The organism is Aliiglaciecola lipolytica (assembly GCF_018860635.1).
In the GTDB taxonomy this organism is placed as follows: domain Bacteria; phylum Pseudomonadota; class Gammaproteobacteria; order Enterobacterales; family Alteromonadaceae; genus Aliiglaciecola; species Aliiglaciecola lipolytica_A.
Genome location: NZ_JAHKPT010000017.1, coordinates 210470 through 236532, shown reverse-complemented (window position 1 = coordinate 236532; position 26063 = coordinate 210470). Strand labels below are relative to the sequence as shown.

27 protein-coding genes are annotated in these 26063 nt (G+C 40.8%); 19 read left to right on the top strand and 8 right to left on the bottom strand.

What is annotated here, in order from left to right:
• Nucleotides 1–48 precede the first annotated feature (48 nt).
• The 3 genes from groL to KO530_RS07885 all read right to left on the bottom strand — a co-directional run bounded on the left by groL (nt 49) and on the right by KO530_RS07885 (nt 2506).
• Nucleotides 49–1698, bottom strand: coding sequence for a chaperonin GroEL (gene groL, locus KO530_RS07895; protein WP_216047867.1), 1650 nt, complete (start codon nt 1696–1698; stop codon nt 49–51).
• Between the two features lie 39 nt (nt 1699–1737).
• Nucleotides 1738–2028: a co-chaperone GroES gene (locus tag KO530_RS07890; protein WP_216047866.1), complete on the bottom strand. Its 291-nt coding sequence runs from the start codon at nt 2026–2028 to the stop codon at nt 1738–1740.
• Between the two features lie 202 nt (nt 2029–2230).
• Nucleotides 2231–2506: a peptidylprolyl isomerase gene (locus tag KO530_RS07885; protein ID WP_216047865.1), complete on the bottom strand. Its 276-nt coding sequence runs from the start codon at nt 2504–2506 to the stop codon at nt 2231–2233.
• A gap of 85 nt (nt 2507–2591) precedes the next feature.
• On the opposite strand from KO530_RS07885, the gene KO530_RS07880 reads away from it, so the two are divergent.
• Nucleotides 2592–3161 (top strand): DUF502 domain-containing protein, encoded by a 570-nt coding sequence (locus KO530_RS07880; RefSeq protein WP_216047864.1) that lies wholly within the window; start codon nt 2592–2594, stop codon nt 3159–3161.
• An 18-nt stretch (nt 3162–3179) separates the two neighbouring features.
• On the opposite strand, the gene KO530_RS07875 is transcribed toward KO530_RS07880, so the two are convergent.
• Nucleotides 3180–3710 (bottom strand): FxsA family protein, encoded by a 531-nt coding sequence (locus tag KO530_RS07875; protein WP_216047863.1) that lies wholly within the window; start codon nt 3708–3710, stop codon nt 3180–3182.
• A gap of 174 nt (nt 3711–3884) precedes the next feature.
• Here KO530_RS07875 and cutA point away from each other — a divergent pair, with 174 nt between their 5' ends.
• Together cutA and KO530_RS07865 are read left to right on the top strand one after the other, a co-directional pair.
• A complete protein-coding gene (cutA, locus tag KO530_RS07870; protein WP_216047862.1) occupies nt 3885–4205 on the top strand; it encodes a divalent-cation tolerance protein CutA in 321 nt (106 codons plus the stop codon).
• Nucleotides 4202–6025 carry a protein-disulfide reductase DsbD gene (locus KO530_RS07865; RefSeq protein ID WP_216047861.1) on the top strand — a complete coding sequence of 608 codons (1824 nt, stop codon included), beginning with the start codon at nt 4202–4204 and terminating at the stop codon, nt 6023–6025. The genes cutA and KO530_RS07865 overlap by 4 nt, the downstream gene beginning before the upstream one ends.
• Nucleotides 6026–6226: 201 nt before the next feature.
• Here the strand turns inward: KO530_RS07865 and KO530_RS07860 are convergent, their stop codons facing one another.
• The 3 genes from KO530_RS07860 to KO530_RS07850 form a co-directional block, all read right to left on the bottom strand.
• Nucleotides 6227–10783, bottom strand: coding sequence for an EAL domain-containing protein (locus KO530_RS07860; RefSeq protein WP_216047860.1), 4557 nt, complete (start codon nt 10781–10783; stop codon nt 6227–6229).
• Between the two features lie 219 nt (nt 10784–11002).
• Nucleotides 11003–11632, bottom strand: coding sequence for a uracil phosphoribosyltransferase (upp, locus tag KO530_RS07855; RefSeq protein WP_216047859.1), 630 nt, complete (start codon nt 11630–11632; stop codon nt 11003–11005).
• Nucleotides 11633–11642: 10 nt separating this feature from the next.
• On the bottom strand, nt 11643–12227 hold the full coding sequence (locus tag KO530_RS07850) for an ACP phosphodiesterase (protein ID WP_216047858.1): 585 nt from the start codon (nt 12225–12227) through the stop codon (nt 11643–11645).
• A gap of 211 nt (nt 12228–12438) precedes the next feature.
• Here KO530_RS07850 and aroQ point away from each other — a divergent pair, with 211 nt between their 5' ends.
• The 16 genes from aroQ to KO530_RS07770 all read left to right on the top strand — a co-directional run bounded on the left by aroQ (nt 12439) and on the right by KO530_RS07770 (nt 25655).
• Nucleotides 12439–12888, top strand: a complete 450-nt coding sequence (gene aroQ, locus KO530_RS07845) for a type II 3-dehydroquinate dehydratase (protein ID WP_216047857.1) — start codon at nt 12439–12441, stop codon at nt 12886–12888.
• 11 nt (nt 12889–12899) lie between these two features.
• Nucleotides 12900–13346, top strand: a complete 447-nt coding sequence (gene accB, locus KO530_RS07840; RefSeq protein WP_216047856.1) for an acetyl-CoA carboxylase biotin carboxyl carrier protein — start codon at nt 12900–12902, stop codon at nt 13344–13346.
• Between the two features lie 14 nt (nt 13347–13360).
• Nucleotides 13361–14704: an acetyl-CoA carboxylase biotin carboxylase subunit gene (accC, locus tag KO530_RS07835; RefSeq protein WP_216047855.1), complete on the top strand. Its 1344-nt coding sequence runs from the start codon at nt 13361–13363 to the stop codon at nt 14702–14704.
• A gap of 192 nt (nt 14705–14896) precedes the next feature.
• Complete coding sequence (locus KO530_RS07830; RefSeq protein WP_354667868.1) at nt 14897–15763, top strand: MipA/OmpV family protein; 867 nt, start codon at nt 14897–14899, stop codon at nt 15761–15763.
• Nucleotides 15764–15939: 176 nt separating this feature from the next.
• Complete coding sequence (locus KO530_RS07825; RefSeq protein ID WP_216047854.1) at nt 15940–16590, top strand: OmpW/AlkL family protein; 651 nt, start codon at nt 15940–15942, stop codon at nt 16588–16590.
• Nucleotides 16591–16794: 204 nt separating this feature from the next.
• Entirely contained in the window at nt 16795–17466 is a 672-nt protein-coding gene (locus tag KO530_RS07820) for a response regulator (protein ID WP_216047853.1), read from the top strand.
• On the top strand, nt 17467–18765 hold the full coding sequence (locus KO530_RS07815) for a sensor histidine kinase (protein ID WP_216047852.1): 1299 nt from the start codon (nt 17467–17469) through the stop codon (nt 18763–18765).
• 44 nt (nt 18766–18809) lie between these two features.
• Nucleotides 18810–19139, top strand: a complete 330-nt coding sequence (locus KO530_RS07810; protein ID WP_252729018.1) for a cupredoxin domain-containing protein — start codon at nt 18810–18812, stop codon at nt 19137–19139.
• Complete coding sequence (locus tag KO530_RS07805; protein WP_216047850.1) at nt 19129–19887, top strand: hypothetical protein; 759 nt, start codon at nt 19129–19131, stop codon at nt 19885–19887. Before KO530_RS07810 ends, KO530_RS07805 begins: the two co-directional genes overlap by 11 nt.
• Entirely contained in the window at nt 19884–20597 is a 714-nt protein-coding gene (locus tag KO530_RS07800; protein WP_216047849.1) for a hypothetical protein, read from the top strand. Before KO530_RS07805 ends, KO530_RS07800 begins: the two co-directional genes overlap by 4 nt.
• Before the next feature lie 118 nt (nt 20598–20715).
• A complete protein-coding gene (locus tag KO530_RS07795; protein WP_216047848.1) occupies nt 20716–21171 on the top strand; it encodes a TlpA disulfide reductase family protein in 456 nt (151 codons plus the stop codon).
• A gap of 13 nt (nt 21172–21184) precedes the next feature.
• Nucleotides 21185–21409, top strand: a complete 225-nt coding sequence (locus tag KO530_RS07790) for a DUF4266 domain-containing protein (protein WP_216047847.1) — start codon at nt 21185–21187, stop codon at nt 21407–21409.
• Complete coding sequence (locus KO530_RS07785) at nt 21400–22692, top strand: DUF3570 domain-containing protein (protein WP_216047846.1); 1293 nt, start codon at nt 21400–21402, stop codon at nt 22690–22692. Before KO530_RS07790 ends, KO530_RS07785 begins: the two co-directional genes overlap by 10 nt.
• Before the next feature lie 90 nt (nt 22693–22782).
• On the top strand, nt 22783–23616 hold the full coding sequence (locus KO530_RS07780; RefSeq protein WP_216047916.1) for an FAD:protein FMN transferase: 834 nt from the start codon (nt 22783–22785) through the stop codon (nt 23614–23616).
• 148 nt (nt 23617–23764) lie between these two features.
• The gene (locus KO530_RS07775; RefSeq protein ID WP_216047845.1) at nt 23765–24586 is read left to right on the top strand and encodes an aminoglycoside 6-adenylyltransferase; all 822 of its coding nucleotides are present in this window, start codon (nt 23765–23767) and stop codon (nt 24584–24586) included.
• Nucleotides 24587–24752: 166 nt separating this feature from the next.
• On the top strand, nt 24753–25655 hold the full coding sequence (locus KO530_RS07770; protein ID WP_216047844.1) for a DUF6492 family protein: 903 nt from the start codon (nt 24753–24755) through the stop codon (nt 25653–25655).
• Nucleotides 25656–25759: 104 nt separating this feature from the next.
• Here the strand turns inward: KO530_RS07770 and KO530_RS07765 are convergent, their stop codons facing one another.
• On the bottom strand, nt 25760–25969 hold the full coding sequence (locus KO530_RS07765) for a cold-shock protein (RefSeq protein WP_008846166.1): 210 nt from the start codon (nt 25967–25969) through the stop codon (nt 25760–25762).
• Nucleotides 25970–26063: the final 94 nt, after the last annotated feature.

Sequence of the window (26063 nt, the reverse complement as noted above, 5' to 3'; positions counted from 1 at the left end):
GTTACCGTAAACCATTGATTTATAAGGGCTAATAGAGGCATTTTGCTATTACATCATGCCGCCCATTCCACCCATACCGCCGCCCATGCCGCCCATATCAGGCATAGCAGGAGCGTCATCAGCTGGAGCATCTGCGATCATCGCTTCAGTGGTGATCATAAGACTCGCAATTGACGCTGCAAATTGAAGTGCAGAACGAGTTACTTTAGTTGGGTCAAGAATACCCATCTCTAGCATGTCGCCGTATGTGTCGTTACCTGCATTGTAACCGAAGTTACCAGTACCGTTTTTAACTGCGTTAGTTACTACAGATGCTTCTGCGCCAGCATTAGATGCGATTTGACGTAGAGGAGCTTCCATAGCACGTAGTGCTAGTTTAATACCGTGAGTTTGGTCTTCGTTGTCACCTTTTAGGTCAGCGAATTTAGCTGCTGCACGAACTAGCGCAACACCACCACCAGCTACAACGCCTTCTTCTACCGCTGCGCGAGTAGCGTGAAGTGCATCTTCAACACGTGCTTTTTTCTCTTTCATTTCAACTTCAGTTGCAGCACCAACTTTAATGACTGCTACACCGCCAGCTAATTTAGCTAGACGCTCTTGAAGTTTTTCTTTGTCATAGTCAGAAGAAGATTCTTCGATTTGACCACGGATTTGAGCACAACGACCTTTAATCGCTTCTTCGTCACCAGCGCCATCAACTACTACAGTGTTGTCTTTATTGATAACAACACGTTTTGCAGTACCTAAATCTTCTAGTTGAACTTTTTCTAGCTCAAGACCAATCTCTTCAGAGATAACAGTACCGCCAGTTAGTGTAGCGATGTCTTGTAGCATTGCTTTACGACGGTCACCAAAGCCAGGCGCTTTAACAGCTGCAACTTTAACGATACCGCGCATGTTGTTAACAACCAATGTAGCTAGAGCTTCGCCTTCAACATCTTCAGCAATAATTAATAGCGGCTTAGATGCTTTAGCAACACTTTCTAGAGTTGGTAGCAATTCACGGATGTTAGTGACTTTTTTGTCAACCAAAAGGATGTATGGGCTGTCTAATTCAACAGTGCCATTTTCTTGGTTGTTCATGAAGTAAGGAGATAGGTAACCACGATCAAACTGCATACCTTCAACCACTTCTAGTTCGTTCTGAAGTGCTTGGCCTTCTTCTACAGTGATAACACCTTCTTTACCTACTTTGTCCATTGCTTCAGCGATAAGGTTACCCACTTCTGAATCAGAGTTTGCAGAGATAGTACCAACCTGAGCAATTGCTTTGCTGTCAGCACATTTAGTAGAAAGATTTTTAAGTTCTTCAACCGCAGACAAAACAGCTTTGTCGATACCGCGCTTAAGATCCATTGGGTTCATACCCGCAGCAACTGATTTCAAACCTTCAGTTACAATCGCTTGCGCTAGTACAGTTGCAGTCGTTGTTCCGTCACCGGCTTCGTCATTTGCTTTAGACGCAACTTCTTTAACCATCTGTGCGCCCATGTTTTCAAACTTATCTTCAAGCTCGATTTCTTTAGCAACAGATACACCATCTTTAGTGATGGTAGGAGAGCCAAAAGATTTGTCTAGAACAACGTTACGACCTTTAGGTCCTAAAGTAACTTTTACCGCGTTAGCAAGAATGTTAACGCCTGCAAGCATTTTGTTGCGAGCGTCATCAGAAAAACGTACTTCTTTAGCTGCCATGTTTAATTTCCTCTTAATTCTGTCTAATTGATTATGCTGTTATTCAACAACCGCTAGGATGTCGCCTTCGCTCATGATAAGCACTTCTTCGCCATCTAGTTTTTCGGTTTTAACACCATAGCCATCACTAAAAATCACTACGTCGCCAACTTTAACGTCAAGCGCTTTCACTTCACCATTATCTAAAACTCGACCATTACCAACAGCAACGATTTCGCCACGAGTTGATTTTTCGGCCGCAGAGCCAGTTAGTACGATGCCACCAGCAGATTTACTTTCTTGCTCTTGGCGCTTAACGATAACGCGATCGTGTAAAGGACGGATTGCCATTTTCAAATCTCCTGAAAATTCCAATTTTAAAGTTAAAATTCCCGAACGTCGGGGGGTGAGTTGCGGCTTTCACCTCAACTCGAATGAGTATCTGCGAGCAAAGATGGGGATAGCCTTACTGACTTCAAGGGTTTATGTTAAAAAAAATCTATTTTTGTGGTGTTTTTTGCGATTTTTTTGCAAATTGAAGGATTTGAGGCGTTTACGAGCGATAAAGTGTTTTTATTAAATGAAAACCGAATTGGGTTTTTACCGGGCCATGAATTGTCAAAACTGGTTTTTTAAATACCACATTATCGAACGCTTTAACCATTTGCCCCGGTTTCACCTCACCTAAATCGCCGCCTTTTTTAGCGGAAGGACATTGTGAGTATTTTTTCGCCAGTTGTTGGAAATTGGCACCTTTCGCAAGTTGGTGTTTTAGTTCTTCCGCTTGCTGTTTATCTTTGACCAATATATGGCATACACCTGCTTTCATTTGTTTTAATCCTTATGTTCTCGCCAGTTGGATGAAGCTCTGTCATTATACCCCGTATTTCGTTACTACTATGAGTTGTTAATTAATGAAAAAGCTGTTGTCTTTATCCTTTCAGGGCTTGGCCGCCATTTTACCGTTATCATTAACCCTGTATTTTATATACTGGTTTATGTCGGGCGCTGAAGCACTGTTATTTCCCTACGTCCCACAAGAATACTATTTTCCCGGAATGGGAATTTTAACAACCTGCGCAGTTATTTTACTCACTGGACTTGTGGTTAATCTGTTTTTTGTGCAATGGATGGTATCAACTGCAAACCGACAGGTTGAAAAAATACCGCTAGTCAAATCGGTATATGGAGCCATAAGAGATACCCTAACAGTATTTCAAATTAGCGATAAAGAAAATTCCAAAGCTGTCGTTTCAGTAGAAATTAAACCAGACATGCATTTAATCGGCTTCGTGACTGCCGACCAAGTTGCAGTAGAGATTTTCCAAGACGACGATAAAATCGGAGTGTATATTCCGCTTAGTTACCAAATAGGTGGCTATACCCTGTACGTAAAACGCCAGCAAATAACTAAGTTAGATATTGGTGTTGAAGAGGCCATGCGAATTGCGTTAACCGGTGGCGTCAAAGCGAAACAAAAATAAAACGCCAATTTTAAGCTGTTAACGGTCTGATGGAGAATCGATTTTCGGTCGGTTCTCAGCCTCATCTTTGTCAACATATTCCCCTTCAATAATATCACCATCTGCTTGATTACCACGATTTGAGTAGCTGGTTTGCGTGTAACTGGTGTGAGAATAACTGTGTTGCCCCTGACCTGGTTGGCCAGCTACAACGTTAACGGAAATTTGCTTAAGTAAACTTTTGGCAATAAATGGACGAGTAATAGGTAGTGCCAATAAAAAACCTAAAGCATCTGTTATAAAACCTGGGGTAACTAATAGAATTCCGGCTACCACTAACAATAAACCTTCGGCCATCTCCTGCCCAGGCATAGCGCCTGACTGCATCTTTGATTGAGCCTGCATTAGGGTCGCAATCCCCTGCTGTCGTACAAAATAAGCACCAATAAAGGCAGTAACCACAACAATAGCGACTGTATTCCAACCACCAATTTGCTCGCCGACATTAATTAACAACGCAATTTCGGCTATGGGTAAGATAGCGAACAAAATAAACAATTTAGCAAACACAATACGCTCCTTGATTAAACATTTGATCTGGGGTCGTTTTGTCAATTCACAAGAACCTTTTACAAGCAAGCAAGTATTGAATTCTATACAGTGCTAAAAGATCAAAACACTTTTTTTTGAAATACATGACTTATTATTAATGTCTCCTATGGACAGAGTATAAAAGGTGTAATAATGAGTTCGCAATTTTGTATAGTTTTAACCACTTGCCCAACGAAGAAACAAGCTGAAAAAATTGCTAGTGAGTTGGTAAACCTTAAGCTCGCTGCTTGCGTGCAGATATCTCAGCCGATAACATCGTTTTATCATTGGGAAGATGAAGTCGTTACTGACGCAGAAATGCACTTAATAATAAAAACAATGTCGAATAAATTAGATGATGCACTTAAGTTGACTTTAAGCTTGCATCCCTATGATATTCCTCAGTGGATTATTCTTGATAATGCCTCCGCCAGTGAAGCATATTTAAATTGGATTGAAAGTAGCCTTAAATGAACTTTAGACGTCTTATATTGTTAACCGTATTTGTATTATTACCTTGGATGAGCTTAGCTCAAAGCAACCAAGCTTTTGATGATTTATTCGCAGACGAACCGACATTTTTGCCTGTAGAGCAAGCATTTCAGTTTGATTTTGACCAGAAAAACGACCAGCTTTTTTTGCGTTTTAATATTGCACCGGGATATTACTTATACAAAAACCAATTTAAGACAGTGGTAAAAAACGCTGAAATTAGTCAGCCAATTTACCCTGAAGCACTTATCAAAGAAGACGAGTTCTTCGAAGAGCCTCAGCCTGTTTTTTACGACCAAGTAGAGATCAACTATAGCGTACTCAGGTCGGAAAAAGATGCGGTAGTAAAACTTCAGTATCAAGGCTGTGCTGATGCGGGTTTATGTTATCCACCAACGGTTCAAGTGGTTTATTTGGACGAGGTGCTTGAAGCAGCAAGTACAACACTAAACACCCAAATGAATCAAAGTAGTGGGGCCAAACCAAACAATGATTCAGTGCCAGTTTCTCAACAATTTGAGTTAGCAGACTTACTCAAAGGTGAACAATTACTTATCCTCAAATTAGCTGCTTTTTTATTGTTGGGGATTGGCTTAGCCTTTACGCCTTGTGTTTTCCCTATGTACCCAATCCTATCCAGTATTGTGATTGGTCAGGGTAAATCAATCAGTACCTCAAAAGCATTTAGTTTATCTTTTATGTTTGTGCAGGGCATGGCAATCACCTATTCAATATTGGGATTAGTCATTGCATCCGCAGGTGCTCAATTTACCGCGTATTTACAGAACCCTTATATTTTAGGGGGGTTAATCGTTATTTTTGTGTCTCTTGCATTCGTGATGTTTGGTGCGTACGAATTGCAATTGCCGTCTAAATGGCAAGAAAAACTTAATGGATTGAGCAATAAACAAAAGAGCGGCAGCTTTATTGGTGCTTTTGTGATGGGCGTGATTTCGGGATTAGTTGCCTCTCCTTGCACCACGGCACCGTTAACTGGCATTTTATTATATATAGCCGAACAGGGTGATCAGTTGCTAGGCTTCTTTGCATTGTATGCATTGAGTTTAGGAATGGGCATACCACTGATCTTGTTTGGGGTAACTGGCGGTAAATTACTTCCTAAAGCAGGCAATTGGATGAACGTAGTGAAAGTTGCATTTGGCTTTATGATGCTCGTTGTTGCTCTGACCTTTTTAGAGCGCTTAGTCAGTAATATTTGGATCGAATATGTGTGGTCTGTGTTAGGGCTTTCTGCTTTTACGTACTTTTATGTGATGAACCTCAATACTGCTACGACCCTTTGGAAGGGGATCCGCAGCCTAGTTATTTTTGCGGGGTTAATTGGCTCAGTATTATATGCTTATCACCAGTTCAACCAAAGCCACTCGACCGCAATAACAGCGGCAACATCTTCAACAAATATTGACGGCAGTAATCACCCTAAATTTATACTGGTGAAAAACTTACAGGACTTTGAAGAAAAGTTAACTGCAGCCAACGCACAAGGAAAATCAGTGATGGTCGACCTTTATGCCGATTGGTGTGTGGCTTGTAAAGAGTTCGAAAAGTACACCTTCCCAGCTCCTGAAGTAGTGGATGCCCTATCCGATTCAGTTTGGATGCAAATCGATCTCACGGATAACACTGCCACTAATATTGAATTTCAACAAGCCTTTGACGTATTGGGATTACCCACTATTCTATTTTTTGATTTACAAGGCAATGAATTGTCCTCTGCAAGGGTAACCGGATTTATGAAAGCCGGCCCCTTCGCAAAGCATGTAAATCAGGTATTAAACTAACGGTTGCTGAGAAGCAAAGGGTCAGTTTAGCGCTGCATCGTTAAATGCTGAGATGAGCTGAATTTTGACTATTAGTCCGCCGCTATAGCGTTTTCCTATGCTTGTTAAAATGAAGGCAAATAAGGATCTTCATGTTTTGGGTAGGCGACTAGCAGAGGCTATTTATCTAAGCTGCGAAATATTAAAGGGATTTAATTTTGTTTACTGCAACCAGCTTTTCGCAAGCAATGCAGCGGTTTCATCTTCAGGCACTGGTTTAGAATAAAAATAACCTTGTAGGTGATTACAACCATGTAATTTAAAGAAATCAATTTGTTCTTGTTGTTCAATACCTTCAGCTACACAATACATATCAAGGCTCTCAGCCATGCGCAGCGTAGTTAAGACTAAGGCTTCGTTACTCTTGTTCTTACCAATATCATCAACAAAGCTTTTATCCACTTTGAGTACTTGAATAGGAAACTCTTTTAAATATTTGAGCGATGAATAGCCGGTACCAAAATCATCGAGCGCAATAATAAATCCATGTTCGCGCATAGACTCCATATAATGCAATGCGCGCTCATAGTCTCTCATCAATGCACTTTCGGTAATTTCAAATCGTAACGTCGAAACCGGTAACCCATACTGCTCTAATAACAATACAATATGGTCAATGGAGATTTGTCGTTCAAAATGTCGCGCTGAAAGGTTAACGGATAAATACACCTCTCGCCCTTTACTCTGCCATTCGCTCAACACCGGCATAGCGCGCTCTAACGCATCCCATGTCATATTCTCAATCAGTCCTAACTCTTCAGCCACAGGAATGAATTGATCCGGCGGAACCATGCCATTAGTGTCAGGCCAGCGCATTAATAACTCAAATCCACCTACCACACCGGTATTGATATTAACGATTGGTTGGTAATAATTGATAAAGGCCTTACTTTGATGGGCCTTTTTCAAGCGATTTTCCATTAATAATCGGTCTTGCGCTTTTTCATTCATATGTTGCGTGAAATACTGAAAATCACTGCGCCCTTGCTCTTTTGCGTGGTACATCGCTAAGTCTGCGTTTCTCAACAGTTCTTCAGGCGTGTCTGCATCGCCAGGGTAAATCGCGATACCCACGCTAGAGGACACACTAACAGTTTGATTACCCAATTGTATTGGCGCTTCAAGAATCTCAATAAGCTGCTGAGCCAAAATACTCAGGCGATCAGGGTGTTTAACTTCTTCAACCATGACAACAAATTCATCACCACCTAACCTAGCCACGGTGTCATCTTGTCGCAATAAATTAGTTAAACGCTGAGCAACAACCTTGAGTAGTTCATCACCGGCTTTATGCCCTAAACTATCGTTAACCTGTTTAAAGCGGTCTAAATCGATAAAAAATATACCCATTTTAGATTTGTGTCTGGCTGCGTGATCAATACCATGCTTAATTCTATCTAACAGTAACGTTCGATTGGGAAGGTTAGTCAGGCCATCAAAATTAGCTAGGCGGCGAAGTTCATTTTCAGCCTCTTTTTGCTCGCTAATATCCGACATGATCATCAAATAATAATCAATTTCACCCTGCGCACGCATACTGGCAATGGAAGTCATATTAATCAGCACGTTAGACACTTTGTCGTTGTCGATTACTAGTTGCTCCTCCCCTTTCCAATGCCCTGTCACTCCAAGCTCGGATAGTTTTTTCCAGAATCGAGGAGGATATTCAGCGTTCAGCTTAAATAAGCGGTTTAATTGTGTTTTTAGGTCGCCATTTTCATCAATACCAAAGGCTTCACAAAACGCAGTGTTAACGGCTACCGGCACCATCTCGGTATTAAAAATAACAACCCAATCCCGAGTATGTTTAAATGCCTCACCAAATAATCTAACCTTTTCTCGATCCGCGACTGTTTCTGTCACATTGCTATAGGTTCCCGCGACAACACTTCTTAATCCGCTATGGTCAACAACTTCATTACCCACATCACGATACCAAAACCATTCACCGTTTCTGGCCCGCAATCGATAAGTGACATCTAAACCGTGACTATTTTTATCAATAAATGCCTGCCAGTTAGATTCAAATAATGCTCGGTCATCTTCGTGAATCAAATCAAGATGTGCATCAAAACTCATTAAATTATCATCAGATTTGTAATCTAACTCATCAGAGATTCTCGGCGCATAAAACTGGTTGGTATCTGAGCGCCACTCCCAAACATTACTGTTACTCGCACTTAACGCCAAAGTTAGTCGGTTTTTGCTCTGCAGAGCTTGTCCGTGAGCTGCCATTACCTGTTTATTTTGAAGATCCCGTCGATACCACCAGAACAACACCAAAGACACGAAAATAAAAATGTAAATGGCGTACGCTGCGGGAGACAACCAAGGCGAATATTTTACGAAAATATGCACAGAAGCAGGTGAGCTCTCAACACCAGTGGTAGGATCAAAAGCAATCGCAGAAAAAATGTATTCGCCTGGATCTAATTTAGGGAAGGTAACTTGAGAGTCTGTCGTTGCCGGATAAATATAACTGTCGGTGCCATCAAGTCTATATTGGTATTGAGTGGTGTTTTGATGTTCAAACGACAGCGTAGAAAACTCAATGGTTAAGCCTGCATCTTTATGATCAAGAAGCACCACCCGTTTATCCAAATTCACCAAAGGCATTTTTAATGAGTTAGAGCTTAGCTTGATAGACGTAATGCTGACTTGGGGTGGGTTTCCATCATGTGCTTCAAACGCTAAAGGATCAAAAATGGTTAACCCTTTCTGAGAGCCGTATACCAAGCGTCCATCCTGCAACACTATATGCGACAAGCCATTAAATTCTTTTCCGTCTAGTCCTTGGGAAATTCCGTACTGCTGGAGATAGGGGCCTGAGGGATCAAACTTAAGCAAACCAGCATGGGAACTCATCCAAATCGAACCGCTCTTATCTTGGTGGATGCCATAAATCATATTACTGGGCAATAGATCTTTTTTGTCGAAGCCATACTTAGGTGTATAGATCGTCGAATCTAACCCCACCAGACCAGCTCCTGGGTAAGCGATCCAAAGCGTCCCATTATTATCTTCAACGATACTTTCTGGATATACAGGTTGCCCCATACTTGCTCGTTCTAATTTGTGCACACTTTGCAGCGAGTCACTTTGCGTATTATAAGCCCACAACTGTTCTCTTTGAGCTATCCATAATATGTCTTTGAACAGTTTGCTAACACTCAAGAAGCCGTAAGACGCGCTAGCATCAATTTGCTCATTCAAAGTATCGACTTCTGTTACCACACCAGTGACCGCATCATATTTATAGAATTTTTCTAAATTGCTTAACCAATAAAAACCATTATTATCTTTGGCAAAGCTATCCATTCTGCTATTTAAAAGCTTAGCAACGTCTGAGTTAACACTCTTCGGTGGAGAAAAGGTATTGGTAATAGTATCGAAAGACCATAGCCCACCGTCAGTATTCAACAATAATGTTGTATCACCAAAAGTTTCTATGTCTCTGATTCTGGCCCTTTTGAGCCCTACAATATCTTCTGTAAACCAATGTCCGCGCAATTCATGTTCTTTGAGATCATAATAATTCAGGCCATTACTGGTACCAATCCATAAACCGTCATCATTAAACTGCGCAAAAGACTTCACACTGTTACTGCTTAACTGAATGGTTTCATCTTTGTTTTGACTCACGTTTTCGAATTTAACACTTTGCGTCGACCAGTACAGCGCACCATCGAAGGAAGATCCAATCCACAGGTTCCCTTTGTTATCCATATCGACGGCAGTAACGTTATCGGATGATAAGTAGTAGCGACTATCGGAAGGACTAAAATAATGCTGCAGTTGAGCAGATGGCGGATCATAACTGAACAAGCCTTGCTCTGAACCTATGTATAAACTACCGTAACTTGTTTCATAAATTTCTAAAATAGGAATGCTCAAAGCATGATCGATGAGACCAAATTGATTATTCTCATCGAACATTAAGCAAAATAGGCCTATTTCACTGCCGATCCATATTTTGTTATCACTGGCTAAAAACAATTTAGTGATAGGTTCATCACTCGTCTTGTCCTTTAATTTTATCTGACGTTCGTTACCTGTATTGAGCTCAATCTCGAACAAACCATCGCTGCGCCCCAACAAAAGTCTATCCTCTAAAAACAGCGTGGCATTGATTTGGTATTTAGCGACTTGTTTATATTCGGGCAATTTATATAACAGCGATGCTCTTCCCAAATCAGGGCTAACGATATAAACACTGCGCTCTGTGGACACGATAATTTGGTTATTTGCCAATTGGTTGATACTAGTGACCCTATCAGACCAAGTACTTTCACCCTCAGAAAAGTCCTCGATGAGGGTAGTCTCCCCGGTTTTTGTGTCGATTTTAAATAAGCCGGACCGTCGAGTACCAACCCAAATATTTTGATTGTTATCTTCGAAGATTGTGTCGATAGAAATATCGGCAAGTTGCATTTGATTACCATCAAAATGCTTAACTCGATAACCATCAAATCGATTCAGCCCGGCTTGGGTTGCTACCCATAAAAAACCACTTGAATCAATTAGTAAGTCATTGACGGTGTCTTGAGACAACCCTTGGGAAGTTGATAACTGAGTAAATTTGGGTTCGTTGATTAACGGTGCGGCTGAAACCTGAGATACGCTAAAAAATGCAAAACTTGCACACAACACGAGTCTAAGAAACTGACAGAAGTGAGTTAATCCGCAAACAACAACACGATTTTTAAGCTTTTTAAACAAACTTAAAAGTACCCCACAGTTCAATCTGTTATAGATTTAGAATGTAAAATTAATGAACAAAATCTGAGTTTACACAGGTTAGCCCAAGAACAATAGAAAAAACCGGCTATCAAAGGCCAAACTAAACTAAAGTTCTATATGCGATTAATACTCAACATCAGTTAATAATCAACGATTCTAATTAAACCATCTACATTGTTTTAAAAATCAGTTATACAATCAACGAGTGCCAAATATCTTATCACCGGCGTCTCCTAATCCTGGCAATATGTAACCTCGGTGATCTAATTTTTTATCTATCGCTGCCACATATATGTCAACATCAGGATGTTTTTTAACCACCTCTTTGATTCCTTCAGGCGCGGCCACCAAAAAAAGCCCGAGTATCTTTTTACACTTTTTCTTTTTTAACAGATCTATGGTGGCGATTAATGTTCCACCCGTGGCTAACATGGGATCAACAATTAACGCGGTACGCAAATCGACATCTTTCACCACTTTATCAAAATAGGCTACCGGCTCTAGTGTTTCTTCATCACGATATAACCCAACAACACTTATTTTAGCATTCGGAATCAACTGCAACACACCATCCAACATTCCTAACCCAGCCCGGAGGATTGGTACCACAGTGATTTTCTTACCTTTAATTTTGGACACTTCGATTGATTCTCCTGTCCAACCAGGAATATTGACTTTTTCGGTTTTCAAATCCCGTGTCGCTTCATAAGTTAAAAGGTTGCCAACTTCACTGGCTAGCTCGCGAAAATCTTTGCTACTAATCCCTTTAGCTCGCATCAAACCAATTTTGTGCAAAATCAACGGGTGTTTAATTTCATGTACTGCCATAAGTGATCCTTTAATCTAATTGAACTGTTTGCACATAATGTATGAGTTCGGGATAGAACTCCAAAAAATCTTGTTCTATCTCATCATGATACAAATTCATAAATTGATAACCGTCTTGTGCGAATTTAATGCGCATATTTAGACGTTTTTCAATCTGTTGATAAGCGCCAAAACAATTTTCCCGGTCATCATAATTTTGTAACCATCGATGTTTTAATAAACCTGCACGAACAGACGCAAAGTGTTGACTGTGCTTAAGCGGTTCTGCTTTCAATTGCTGATAAAATTCAGTCAGCACCTGTTGTTTCGGTTGAGCGGTAAAATTTTGCCAATGTACAGATAATAAATGATCGAAATAAATATCAATAATAACACCAGAAATACGCCGTAAATCGGCTGGAAACTTTTTTCTCATCGCACTAACAACTGGGTGATGATCTGTGTAAGAGTCAATTTTTCTATGTAAACGCACACCATGCTGCACTGCGCCAGGAAGATGTTGTAAATTACTTCCTTTTACAAAGTCCCCTAAAAAATTACCCATTAAGCTCGTTTGGGATACATGAGCTAGATGAATATGGGCTAAATAATTCAATAAATATTACCTTTTGCGCTAAAACCTAAAAAAGATGCAGGAAACTTCGCTGATAAGACCAGTATTTTGCTGCTAATTAACCACTATTCTCTATAATTACTACAAACAACTTTTAATTGATTGTTTTTCAGGCGATTCTTATTTGACTTTAACCAGATTTACGTTAAGAGTATCGCAACAATGAAATTTAAAAGAAGATAGCGACAAATTCGTGAAATTTTTATTATTAAACGGTCCAAACCTTAATATGCTGGGAAAGCGTGAACCCACGATATACGGGTCGAAGACTCTACAAGATATTGTAGATGAATTGAAAATTCTAGCAAATCAGGAAGGTGTTGAATTGCAGCATCTGCAGTCCAATGCGGAACATGAACTGATAGATAGAATTCATGATGCTATGGGGGAAGTAGATTTTATTATTATTAACCCCGGTGCATTTACCCATACTAGCGTGGCTATTAGAGACGCTTTATTAAGTGTTAGCATTCCGTTTATTGAAGTGCACCTTTCAAATGTGCACGCACGAGAAGAATTTAGAAAACATTCCTATTTATCCGATATTGCCAAAGGGGTAATTTGTGGATTAGGAGATTACGGTTATAAAGCAGCTTTAATTGCTGCCAAACAACATTGCCAAATTAATTTAATGAGTAACTAAAGAGAGCTTAAATGGATATTCGTAAAATAAAGAAATTGATAGAACTAGTTGAAGAGTCTGGTATTTCGGAACTTGAAATTACCGAAGGTGAAGAGTCAGTACGCATTCATAGGGCTAGCGCTTCTTCACAAGCTCCCGTGCAATACGCACCAGCTCCAGCACCTGTAGGCGCGGCTGCTCCAGCCCCAGTTGCCGCAGCACCAGCCGCAACTCCAGAAGTGTCTGGTCATGTGCTTAAATCTCCTATGGTTGGAACTTTCTATCGTTCAGCTTCACCAAGTTCACCTGCTTTTGTAGAAGTGGGTCAAAAAGTGAATGTTGGAGATACTTTGTGTATCGTTGAAGCAATGAAAATGATGAACCAAATCGAGGCAGATAAAGCAGGTGTCATAAAACAAATTTTGGTAGAAAACCAAGAGCCTGTTGAATTTGATCAACCCATGTTCGTAATCGAATAAGCGAGCCAATTATCATGCTTGATAAAGTCTTAATTGCGAACCGGGGTGAAATAGCACTTCGAATTTTGCGTGCATGTAAAGAGATGGGAATTAAAACCGTCGCTGTACATTCCACCGCAGATAAGGATCTGAAACACGTTTTGCTTGCAGATGAATCAATCTGTATTGGCAAAGCTTCAGCCACAGAAAGCTATTTAAATATCCCCCGAATCATTGCCGCTGCTGAAGTATCTAATTCAGTTGCTATCCATCCAGGATACGGTTTTTTAGCTGAAAATGCAGAATTTGCAGAAGCAGTTGAAAAAAGTGGTTTTATTTTTATTGGTCCTAAACCTGAAACTATCACATTGATGGGCGACAAAGTGTCGGCAATCAAATCTATGAAAGCAGCGGGTGTTCCATGTGTGCCAGGTTCTGATGGTCCTCTTAATGACGATCCAGAGCGCAACAAAGCCATTGCTAAACGAATCGGTTACCCAATTATCGTTAAAGCAGCTGGCGGTGGTGGCGGACGAGGCATGCGCGTTGTGCGTGAAGAGTCAGAACTAATCAATGCGATTTCCATGACTCAAAGCGAAGCCGGTGCGGCCTTTGGTAATGCTACTGTGTACATGGAAAAATTCTTAGAAAACCCACGTCACGTTGAAATTCAAGTGCTGTCTGATGGTCAAGGTAATGCAGTTCATTTAGGTGAACGTGATTGCTCAATGCAACGACGTCATCAAAAAGTAGTGGAAGAAGCACCTGCACCGGGCATTAATTCAGAAACCCGTGAGCGAATTGGTGAGCGTTGCCGTAGAGCCTGTATCGAAATTGGCTATCGTGGCGCGGGAACCTTTGAGTTTCTTTATGAAAACGGCGACTTCTATTTCATCGAAATGAATACACGTATTCAGGTTGAACATCCTGTCACAGAAATGATCACTGGTGTGGATTTGATTAAAGAGCAACTTCGTATTGCTGCTGGTCAACCTTTATCCATTGAACAAAAAGATGTTCAGATTCGCGGTCATGCCATTGAATGTCGAATCAATGCAGAAGATCCAGCGACCTTTATGCCTAGCCCTGGAAAAATTAATATGTTCCATTCGCCAGGTGGTTTCGGTATTCGTTGGGAATCTCATATATATGCCGGGTACAGTGTACCTCCTCACTATGACTCTATGATCGGTAAGTTAATCGCTTATGGAGAAAATCGTGACGTGGCAATTGCGAGAATGCGACATGCCCTTGATGAATTAGTTGTAGAAGGAATTAAAACCAACATTTCCCTACAGCAAAGCATTATGGCAGATGAAAACTTCTTTAACGGTGGTACAAACATCCACTATTTAGAGAAAAAGCTTAAACTCGCATAATCTATGACGTAAAGGGCCTATCTAGTCTAAATTAGGTAGGCCCTGATTATTCCTCTCCCTGCTATTCAATAATTTTTCGTGTCCGTATTGCTATCTCTGTACTGCTTCAACGACTTTTAAAATATTAAACTTGAGCTCATTCCATTTACTGTAGTAAGTTTTCGATACTATATGTATTCGAACGGTATTTTTGTGAATCTAACACCAAGCCTCTTATTGCCTTTTCTGGCGCTTATTTGCCTTCCTTGCCTAGCTCAAATCGATACCACTATGGACGATGAACACACCAAAAAACCACTTTGGGAGGCAGGTATCGTCGGTGCTGGATTTAGCACCCCAGAATATCCAGGCGCAGCTAAGAATCACAACAATGGGTTTGTAGTCCCTTTTTTTATTTATCGCGGCGATATTTTCAGAATAGGCGAAAATAGCGTTATACGTGCGGTTGCGGTGGAAAAGGATTGGATAGAAATAGATTTGTCTATTGATGCTGCTTTTAGCGCAGACTCCAGTGACGACTCAGTGCGCGCCGGTATGCCCGATCTGGATTTTGTCTTCGAGGTAGGCCCACAAATTCGTCTTAAGCTTTTCGAAAGCGGTAAAAAAGCCACTGGTCTTCAGCAAATCCAATTAAAAGTACAAAGTCGCGCGGTATTCTCAACTGATTTTTCATCATTATCCCACCGAGGATATGTGTTGAACCCAGAATTGACCTACCAATACATTGGCACATTGCAATCCGAAGATCGCTTTAGAATTAGTGTATCGCCTAGTTGGGGCACAGAAAAACTGCACGACTATTTTTACCAAGTTGATAGCCAATTCGCCACCCAACAGCGGCCTGCATACGATGCAAAACAAGGCTATTTGGGTCTGGAACTCTCTACCGGCTACATGTTCAATGTGACCCCTACTGTTCGCATGTTTATGAGTACGACCTATCATTTCCATAATGCAGCCGCCAACCTCGACAGCCCCTTATTAGTGGATAAAAATAATTATGCTTTTGGAGCAGGTGTAATTTGGCAGATTAAAAAAAGCAGCGAATATCAAAACTAAAAGGCGCAAAATACATTCCCATTGTGCAATTCAGCTATTCTTGAGTCATGTATTATAAAACTTTGATTTACATCAATGTTTCGAGCGTTTTTGGTTGAGCCAGATCAATATCAGAAAAATTCAATGCCGTAAGCTTTCCCCATCAAACTTAAACACATATTTCGATGGAGAAACACATGAAAAAACTAGCAGTCTATCTTGCTGTAGCTATCGCTCTTGGCGCTACTAATGCACAAGCCTACACAACCGGTGATATGATTTTACGTGCCGGTGTAACCACTGTTGCACCAGATGAATCAAGCAGTAATGTTTTTATCGGTAGCACGGATGTTGGTGTTGGCGTGAATGTAGATAACAACACTCAGTTAGGATTAAATTTTGCGTATTTCTTGTCACCCAATTGGGCGATTGAAGTACTAGCAGCAACGCCTTTTGAACATGATATTGGTTTAGACACAGTGGGCGCATTAGGCTCAACAAAACACTTACCGCCAACTATCTCAGCTAATTACCACTTCTTAGATGCCGATAGTGCATTTCAGCCTTATGTTGGTTTAGGTGTTAACTACACTATTTTCTTCAGTGAAGATTTCACCGCAGCCAATCAAGAAGCGGGCTTTAGTGACTTAGAGTTAGATGACTCTGTTGGTTTGTCTGCACAAATCGGCTTTGATTACATGTTGGACGACAATTGGTTTGTTAACGCTTCAGCGCGCTATATAGATATCAGCACTGAAGCAACATTTACTAATAATGGGACTGCTGGAACAGTGGATGTGGATATTGACCCATTTGTTTATTCACTGACTGTTGGTTATAAATTTTAAACCAACCCCAAACGACGATCAAAACGGGCACTGAAGTGCCCGTTTTTTTTTGGCTAAAAATTCTGTCGTCTATTTATCTGCGTTAATACTATTTTAAGGTAAACTTTCTATAATGATAGGGAAGATCAATATGCAATTTGTAACTGACTTAACCTATTGTCAATTTCCCAACCGATTGCTGTAAATGAAAAAGAATCAATTATTATGCGTATTTTATTAGTAGAAGACGACCACGCGTTATCGGAAGCCTTAAGCAAATCATTGCGAACCCAAGGCTATGCCGTTAATTGTGTGTTCAACGGCAAAGACGCGATAGCCGCGCTAAACTCAGACGATTGCAATTTAATGATTCTTGACCTTGGATTGCCGGATATGGATGGGTTAACCTTACTTGATAAAATCCGCAAACAAAAAAACCCGATTCCAACACTGATATTAACCGCCCGTGACTCTACCTCGGATAAAATCCAAGGCTTAGATAAGGGCGCAGATGACTATCTGCCAAAACCTTTTGAAATGTCAGAATTATTGGCCCGTTTACGTGTGATGGAAAGGCGGTTAGGCACCTCTCAACAGTCCTTAGTAACCTGCGGACCAGTCAGCCTAGATATTACTCATCACTTATTGATAATTGATAATCAACCAATAGAAACCTCCCGTCGTGAATTTACCCTGCTGAAATCCTTAATGGAAAATCTTGGGCGTATTCAATCCAAACAACAACTGGAATCTAAGCTATATGAATGGGGCGATGAAGTGGCAAGTAATACAATCGAAGTTCACATTCACAATCTGCGCAAAAAATTACCTGAAGATTTTATTAAGACCGTTCGTGGTGTAGGCTACAGTATAAATCAGCGAGCCTACCCTGCTTAAATGGATTCAATTCGTAAATATCTGACTTTACTTCTTATCAGTGCCATCGCGCTGATTAGTTTCATTGCCGCACTGCAAGGGTATCGTTCAGGAATGCAAATGTCGTCGGTTTTATTCGACGCTGAATTGAAAACACTCGCTCAGAGTATTACTAACCTACCTAATCAAATTAACGATACGATTCCCGCGTCAAATGAAGATCTAGCGATTCAAAGTTGGTCAGCTAACAACTTAGTTTTGCGCACAAGTAATGTGCCATTAACCCCAATAGCGCCGTTTGAAATCGGTTATTCCGACCAGAACTTCAATGCCCAACGATGGCGGGTTTACGCTAGCTTCAATCAACAAACCTTTACTTGGGTTTTTGTTGCTCAGCCTTTAAAAACTCGGTTTGAGCTTACCGAAGAAATGATGATTTCAGCGATGACACCATTTTTTGTTGCTATCCCAGTTTTAGCGTTAGCGATTTTCTTGCTCGTTACCTATGGTTTAGCACCGCTGCGGGAACTAACCAGTCAGTTGTCTACTCGACGAGAAAACGACTTTTCGGCTATTGAGCTGTCTCGAACGCCAGAAGAGTTATTGCCAACGGTGAACACTCTTAATAGTTTGTTAACCAGGTTGAATTCCGCATTTGAGCGGGAAAAGCAATTTGCCAGTCATGCCGCACACGAGTTAAGAACGCCACTGAGCGTACTGAAAATAAATTTGCACAATTTACAGCAGAGTCAATGCTCAGACTACGAAGATATTAAACATTTACAACAAGATACTGATCGAATGATTCATGTTGTAAATCAAATTTTGCTATTAAGTCGTACCAACCCTGAAATAATTTCAGCCAACTTTGACACTTTTGATCCTTATAAAATAGCGCAGAAAGTCATTTCCGATATTTATGTAAATATCGATAAAAAAAACCAAAATATTGAACTCAATGGTGAGTCTTGTGAATTTCGGGGAAATGAATTTGCGCTTTACACCTTGCTGCAAAACCTGATTAGTAATGCCAATAAATACACACCAGAGAATAGTGATATACGGATAAACTTAAGTCTGGATGATAAATGTTTACACATTAACGTTGACGATTCAGGGGCCGGTATTCCCGAACATGAGCAAGCTAAATCTACCTTACGTTTTTATCGTGGTCAGAATCATCAAAAAAGTAAAATCGAAGGAAGTGGATTAGGCTTATCCATAGTCGAACAAATAGTCGCTATGCACAATGGCAAGCTTACACTAGGTAAATCCGACTTAGGTGGTTTGAGTGTGCTTGTTGAGCTTTATTCTGCATGAAAAACTTGCTCACCAGAAGGATTCAAAACGTCTTGCAGAAATTGATGATAGGGTTTGTTGCGCTATCATTTAACGCCTTTGCCATCGACGAAATTACTATCACGATTCGAAATCATCTATTTTACCCGCCAGAAATTGATATTCCGCAGCACAAAAAAGTAAAAATCACCTTTATCAATCAGGATGATACTCCTGAAGAAATTGATAGTTTCGACCTCAACAGAGAAAAAGTAGTGTTTGCAAATAGTCGCTCAAGTATTTACGTCGGTCCTTTAGATGCCGGTAGGTATCGTTACTTTGGAGAATATCACCCCAATACAGCAATTGGCTTTGTTAACGTCGTGTCCACTGAGGAGAATCAAGATGTTAAGTAATACAGTGGTGCTTTTCTTAAAAGATGCGTTACCGATCTTTTGGGCGATAGCCATTTTAATCGTCTTGATACCGAACTGGCGGCACTGGCTACCTCTTGGTATTGCTTGCGGCATTATTGTTTGCTTGAGCGTATTCAAAAATATCGGTTACATCTCTGAATTAGCAGATGGCTTGGGATTTGAATTTTTAAAAATCATTTTGCTTATTCTGTGTTACATCTTTGCGCTGTGCTTTTTTGTTAATCGTCCCCTTAGACTCAGTTTGACCGCCCGTGTTTTAGCCACATCTTTTGTTACTTGTATCATCATTCTAAATGCCAGCAACCTATTGCTGTTTTATGTCAGTTTCTGGCAAGTCAACGAACAGAGTAATTCGTTATTTTTAGGGTTAATTTTAGGTATTGGAATCTGTACAAGCATTGCCACGTTACTTGTACTGCTATTAAAACCATTACAAAAAGTCAAAGTGGCCCGCTATCTGTTTTTAATATTTGCTGTCGGTCAGTTCTCTCACATCGCCAATTTATTGCAACAGACAGACTTGGTCACCTCACAAAAAATTTGGAGCACTGAGCAATTCATTTCAGATGAAAATGAGATCGGCCAATTTCTTACCACATTGATAGGTTACGAGTCATCGCCAACAGGATTATATATTTTGATTTATTTAGCAGCTTTGATAGTGCCGATTTTGATGGGCTGTTTCCTGAACACAACAAGAAGCGTATTTATGGAGCAAAAAATATGAAGCTTTTCAGCTTTTTATGTGTACTCATAAACTTGATATTTTGCCCGCTGGTCTTCGCCGATGAAGGCTCTGTCGACAAGGTATACCACCCCTATGTTCTACCAAATGAGCGAGAAGTAGAATGGCGATTTGCCTCGCGCCAGAATGATGACGGTAACTTGCTAACCCAACGTTTTGCCTTTGGAACTGCAGTTTCAGAATACATGACTCTAGAATTCTATTTAGTCGCAGCCAGAGACGAAAACGACGACTTTGGCTTAGCATCTTATGAAGTAGAAGCTCGCTGGATGCTGACAGAACAAGGACAGTATTGGGCTGACTGGGGCGCGCTGTTTGAAATTGAAAAAGCCCATGACAGAGACCTATGGGAAGCAACGTCTGGTATTTTGATCGAAAAAGAATTTGGTTCTACTAGTTTAACCACTAACTTTTTACTCAGTTATGTATGGGGTAACGATAGAGGTATCGATACCGAAAGCGAAGTCATTCCCCAATTCAGGCTTAAATACAGATATCGTTGGCACCCATGGCTTCAACCCTCAGTAGAAATCTATACAGGAGAAAACTTTGTCGGTATCGGCCCTGCATTTATGGGTATCCAACGCTACCAAGGGCAAAAACAATTAAAATGGGAATTAGGTTTTATCTCCGGTTTCAATGGCGATAGCAAAGACCATACTTTACGCTTTGTGCTCGAGTACGAATTTTAAAGTTCGGACGCAAACCCCTATTCCCCATCCAAAAACTTAATCTGTATTCTCAAAGCTTAAGGTTCGCTTAAGGTTGATAACTTACTCTATCTCCATTGTGGTTTAGATTAAGTAATTTATGCGTCTTTTGCTGTTAACCCTGTTTATATTAATACACTTCCAATCGAGTGCTTTACCGGCACCCGACTTTCAATTGCAAGATATCAAGTTAAGTGACTACAAGGGCAAAGTAGTCTATTTGGATTTCTGGGCATCATGGTGCAAACCTTGCCGAAAATCCTTTCCTTGGATGAATGAAATGACCCGCAAATACGAGTCTGAAGGCTTGGTCGTGTTAGCAGTAAATTTAGATAAAGACGGCAAACTTGCGCAAAAATTCTTAACTAAATATCCGGCTCAATTCAAAATTGCCTTCGACCCCCAAGGCAGTTTAGCCAGCCAATATCAAATTCCAGGTATGCCAACTAGTTACTTAATTAACAGGCAAGGTGAACTTGTGGTCGCTCACAAGGGATTTCATGTAGATAAATCCGCATCTTATGAACAAGAAATTGTCACGCTACTTAACCAATAGGAGAGCGTAAAAAATGAAACGAAAATATACGATTTTTATTGCCGTGATCGCAGTGTTGCAACTAGCTGGTTGTGCAAATTTAGGTGTCCAACCTTGGGAGCGCGATCTATTAGCTAAAGATGAAATGGCACTGGATTCCGAAGGTGTAGATATTGGTCTAGATGATCATATTTATTTTAGTAAGGAAGCGACCAGTGGTGGACGTTCATTTGCAGGCGGAGGTTGTGGATGCAACTAAAACAAAGCATAAACGTCAGTGCCCTGCTTGCTGCGGCGTCTTGCGCTTTATTAGGCACAAGCGTCCAAGCTGAAGACAATGCCGAGGAATGGAAGTTCGATACTGCCATTTTGTACTACGGTGAAACGGACAGAGTGCAACTTGTAGAAGGTGTATTCAACGCCAATAAAGACTTCGGCAATGAACACTATTTTAATGGTAAGTTGGTAATCGATACACTAACCGGAGCTTCGGCATCAGGCGCGGTGGCGCAATCTGGCGTACAAACATTTACCCGTCCTTCTGGTAACGATTCTTATACTGTAGAAGGGGGTGAAACACCTCTAGATGATACATTTAGAGATACTCGGGTACAGGCAAGTGGACAATGGACACAACCTTTAGGTGAAAACTATCGGGTTAGTGGCGGGTTACAAGTTTCCAAAGAATATGATTATTTATCCATTGTTGGAAACGGTTCGCTGGATATGGATCTAAATCAAAGAAACACGACACTGTCAGCAGGAATGTCCTATGCTTTTGACAGCATAGATCCGGTAGGTGGCCGTCCTGTGGATTTTGCCAGCATGGTCGTAGATAACGGACAATTCGATAGCGCCGAAGCCTATCAACAAGCATTTGATGCAACTCGAATACAAGGTAGTGAAGAAAAAGACACCATAGATTTGCTGTTTGGTGTCACTCAAGTGATTAATCGCCGTATGTTGATGCAGTTTAACTACAGCTTGTCGATGTCTGATGGTTATCACAATGACCCCTACAAAGTGCTCAGCATAGTTGACCAGCAAGGAGTAACCCAAGACATAGTGCATGAGTCTCGTCCGACAGAGCGAACCAAGCACAGTGTGTACTGGCAAACCAAATATGCCCTTGATCAAGGTGTGTTAGATTTTTCTTATCGTTTCGCAACTGACGATTGGGAAATAGACTCTCATACGATTGACACTCGTTTTCGATATAACCTATCGGAAACCAGCTATATCCAGCCGCATATTCGTTATTATCAACAAAATGAGGCGGAGTTTTACAACCCATTTTTGTCGCAAGCAACGCCTCTTCCTGAGCATGCCAGTGCAGATTATCGCTTAGGTAAGATGACAGCTATTACGCTGGGACTAAAGTACGGTATGCAATTAGAAAATGGTAACGAACTAGCGTTTCGTTTGGAGTATTATCAACAGACCCCAGAAAATGCTGGATTTGAGCAACCAGGTTCTTTAGCCGATGAAGATCTGTATCCCGCTTTAAAAGCAGTGATAGCACAGGTAAGCTACAGTTTTTAGCGGCTTGTTTGAGAACAAGATATGCGAAACACTGAAATGCCTTTCACTATAGAGCAACGAGGCGACCATATTTGTGGTCGCTTTTCTGCTATGGCCAGTCCTTGTGAGATATTGCTGGACAGTGAGGATACAAACCTCGCTAAAACACTCACTAAAATTGCTTACACAGAAAGCAAACGAATCGAAAATAAATATAGCCGTTATCAAAATAACAATGTGATGCATAGGCTAAATCAGAGTAACAATCAGGCCGTAAAAATTGATTCGGAAACAGCCAAACTGCTTGCCTTTGCCAATACCTGTTACCAAATTAGTGAGGGGTTATTTGATATCACTTCAGGAGTGCTAAGAAAGGCCTGGCAATTTGATGGTTCAGATAAAATCCCTGAGCATGCACAAGTAACTGAATTGTTACCTTATTTAGGTTGGCAACATGTTACTTATACCTCCGATTCAATCACCTTACCAGTAGGTTTTGAATTAGATTTTGGCGGTATAGGAAAAGAATATGCGGTTGATTGCGTTGCTAAAGCATGCCAGCAAGTAGCGCCAAATGTATCTGTTTTAGTTAACTTCGGCGGTGATATACAAGTTACCCAAGCGCGCAAATCACAGCCATATTGGCAGGTGGGTATCGAAGACCCAAGTAATGCTTCTGGGGGCATTGCCATGGTTAATATTGCCAGTGGTGGACTGGCAACAAGTGGCGATGCAAACCGCTACCTGCTTAAAAATGGAGTTCGATATAGTCACGTTCTAAATCCGAAAACCGGTTACCCGATCCAACAAGCACCGCGCTCTGTAACCGTCGCTGCTCAACATTGCATTCAAAGTGGTTTGCTAGCAACTTTGGCACTCTTGCAAGGCCAAAACGCAGAAACCTTTCTCCAGCAACAAAACTGCAAACATTGGTGTTTTTGGTAGCCCCCTTTTTATCCTTCAATCTATTTACTCCTTTGAAAATTAATGCGATTCTGAAATGCTGCTTTGCGAAGTAGAAAGGAGAAGCCGAAGGGATTGTAAAATTAGGCTTGGATTCAGTGAATTCAAGCCAGCAAAGGAGCATGGTTTCATGTCAAATATTCCAACTACTTTACTTGAGCACCAACGAAGTTTTTTAACTAAACTGACCTCTCAAATATCGAAAGATGAACGATTTGTGGGTCTCGCCCTATCGGGATCTGCTGCAGAAAATAAAGTCGATAGATTCAGTGATCTGGATTTAGTCATTGCCGTTTTGCCATCCCACCTTGAGCAGGTAATGCAGCAACGTCAGGCAATAGCTGCAAACATGGGAAGGCTAGTCGCTTGTGCAACGGGAGAGCATGTAGGCGAACCTAGACTGTTAATTTGTCTGTTCGATAGCGAAGAGCCATTGCATGTTGATTTGAAGTTTGTGTCTATAGAAGACGCCCATCAGCGGGTAGATACGCCTGTCGTATTATGGGAGGTAGATAATTGTTTAAGCCAAATATATCAAGGCGGCGAAGGACATTATCCCATCCAACCGCCTCAATGGTTCGAAGATCGGTTTTGGATTTGGATGCACTATGGTGTAACAAAAGTAGCTCGCGGCGAACTATACGAAGCCCTAGACTTCGTGTCGTTTATACGACAAACCGTGATTGGACCTTTAGGTATGTTTAATCATGGATTTGAACCCAATGGTCTACGTAAAATTGAGTTCAAACTACCAAAGTTATCTCAGGAGTTAGTCAAAACAGTTGCACAAAATGATAGAAAGTCATTATTTATTGCCTTGGAAAGATTAGCCGAAATTTATGTTTCGCTAAGGCAAGTGCACATCGAGCAACTTGAATTAAAAGAAGCAGCTCAGCAAATGGCGATGGCCTACTTGCACAAAGAAGCATCAACCAAACAAGTTGAGCTATAAACTAGATAATCACATAAAGGCTATAAGGTAAATTTAAGGCAATTCAATGGATTGCCTTTTTATTCAAAACTCAAGTAAAGTAGCGTAGATGAATAGTCACTGCCACTGTTGAGCAATGTTTGTCGTTGTTTAATCAATACATCAGAGAATTTAATAGGATAATAGAATGACAATTGGTGCAATTTTACCATTGAGTGTTAGGGGAAGTTACGATGTGGATGACTTGGGTAGAACTGAAATCCTTTTCAAAACTCTAGACGCATTCTGTGAACCCGGTTTATTCTCAAAGTTTTTGATTGTTACCCCGCCAGACGAAGTACAAATAGTCACTGAAAAAGTAAGACGCTGGGCACAATTTAATCCCGTGGTGATGTCTGAAGAGGATCTCGTACCAGAATTGGGTAAACATCAACATATGCGCGGCTGGCGAAAACAACAAATTGTCAAAATAGCTGCATACACACAATTCACTGACGAATTTTACATTACCTTCGACGCTGATGTTATTTGTTTGAAACCCCTGTCTATAGAAAAGTTGATTGTTCAAGGCAAAGCACTACTGCAATACGAACCCCGCAGTTTTCACCCTAAATGGTGGAAGTCGTCTGCCCGCCTATTAAAAATGTCTCCAGAGGTAGGTGATACTTCAAAAGGTATGCACGTAACCCCGGCAATATTATCGACTAAGTTAGCCAAGCAACTGACCGAAGAATTAACCACACTTTGGAAAAAAGATTGGGTAAAGGCATTATGTTCATTACACAACCCTAAACATCCTGGGAATTGGCGGATATCACGATTTTTGATGCTGAAATGGACAGAGTATTCGCTGTATTATCTGTGTTCGATGAAAAATAAAAACCTAGATAAGTTTCATATCACCGCAGGAAGTCAGACCCACCCACAGTTATTACTAATCCATGATTCTCATCCATATGAAGATTGGGATACGGCGAAAAGCTTTTCATCAGATTGCCCAGGGCTTTTCTGTGTAGTTGGCAGTAAATCTCGATTAGAACCAGAAGAAGTCTGGCAACGGATTAGTCCATTTGTGCCAGTTAAATCGTAATAACAGTCAAGAATGGCATAAAAAGGCAATAAAAAAGGCAATCATGTGATTGCCTTTTTTGAGTTTTCTATCAATTCGTTAGACTAGTCTAACGATAAATTGAATTAGATAACTTGAATGTTCTCAGCTTGAGGACCTTTTTGGCCTTGGCCGATAGTGAATTCAACTTTTTGACCTTCTTTAAGAGTCTTGAAGCCGTCACCAACGATTGAACGGAAATGAGCGAAAACATCAGGGCCGCCTTGCTGCTCGATGAAACCAAAACCTTTATCTTCGTTGAACCACTTAACAGTTCCTACTACTTTATCAGACATATTATATCTTCCTGTAAAAATTAAATTGGGTGCCAAAATTGGCAGGTTTAGCATAAAAAGAGACCGAACTTAAAAACAACAGGACGAAGAACAA

Coding starts and splice junctions, on each gene's coding strand:
- KO530_RS07775 (WP_216047845.1), top strand. CDS start 23,765: ATGTCAAATATTCCAACTACTTTACTTGAGCACCAACGAAGTTTTTTA.
- KO530_RS07770 (WP_216047844.1), top strand. CDS start 24,753: ATGACAATTGGTGCAATTTTACCATTGAGTGTTAGGGGAAGTTACGAT.
- KO530_RS07795 (WP_216047848.1), top strand. CDS start 20,716: ATGCGTCTTTTGCTGTTAACCCTGTTTATATTAATACACTTCCAATCG.
- KO530_RS07885 (WP_216047865.1), bottom strand. CDS start 2,506: ATGAAAGCAGGTGTATGCCATATATTGGTCAAAGATAAACAGCAAGCG.
- KO530_RS07820 (WP_216047853.1), top strand. CDS start 16,795: ATGCGTATTTTATTAGTAGAAGACGACCACGCGTTATCGGAAGCCTTA.
- KO530_RS07765 (WP_008846166.1), bottom strand. CDS start 25,969: ATGTCTGATAAAGTAGTAGGAACTGTTAAGTGGTTCAACGAAGATAAA.
- groL (WP_216047867.1), bottom strand. CDS start 1,698: ATGGCAGCTAAAGAAGTACGTTTTTCTGATGACGCTCGCAACAAAATG.
- KO530_RS07810 (WP_252729018.1), top strand. CDS start 18,810: ATGATAGGGTTTGTTGCGCTATCATTTAACGCCTTTGCCATCGACGAA.
- KO530_RS07865 (WP_216047861.1), top strand. CDS start 4,202: ATGAACTTTAGACGTCTTATATTGTTAACCGTATTTGTATTATTACCT.
- KO530_RS07780 (WP_216047916.1), top strand. CDS start 22,783: ATGGCCAGTCCTTGTGAGATATTGCTGGACAGTGAGGATACAAACCTC.
- KO530_RS07785 (WP_216047846.1), top strand. CDS start 21,400: ATGCAACTAAAACAAAGCATAAACGTCAGTGCCCTGCTTGCTGCGGCG.
- KO530_RS07880 (WP_216047864.1), top strand. CDS start 2,592: ATGAAAAAGCTGTTGTCTTTATCCTTTCAGGGCTTGGCCGCCATTTTA.
- KO530_RS07800 (WP_216047849.1), top strand. CDS start 19,884: ATGAAGCTTTTCAGCTTTTTATGTGTACTCATAAACTTGATATTTTGC.
- accC (WP_216047855.1), top strand. CDS start 13,361: ATGCTTGATAAAGTCTTAATTGCGAACCGGGGTGAAATAGCACTTCGA.
- cutA (WP_216047862.1), top strand. CDS start 3,885: ATGAGTTCGCAATTTTGTATAGTTTTAACCACTTGCCCAACGAAGAAA.
- KO530_RS07890 (WP_216047866.1), bottom strand. CDS start 2,028: ATGGCAATCCGTCCTTTACACGATCGCGTTATCGTTAAGCGCCAAGAG.
- KO530_RS07805 (WP_216047850.1), top strand. CDS start 19,129: ATGTTAAGTAATACAGTGGTGCTTTTCTTAAAAGATGCGTTACCGATC.
- KO530_RS07825 (WP_216047854.1), top strand. CDS start 15,940: ATGAAAAAACTAGCAGTCTATCTTGCTGTAGCTATCGCTCTTGGCGCT.
- accB (WP_216047856.1), top strand. CDS start 12,900: ATGGATATTCGTAAAATAAAGAAATTGATAGAACTAGTTGAAGAGTCT.
- KO530_RS07815 (WP_216047852.1), top strand. CDS start 17,467: ATGGATTCAATTCGTAAATATCTGACTTTACTTCTTATCAGTGCCATC.
- upp (WP_216047859.1), bottom strand. CDS start 11,632: ATGGCAGTACATGAAATTAAACACCCGTTGATTTTGCACAAAATTGGT.
- KO530_RS07790 (WP_216047847.1), top strand. CDS start 21,185: ATGAAACGAAAATATACGATTTTTATTGCCGTGATCGCAGTGTTGCAA.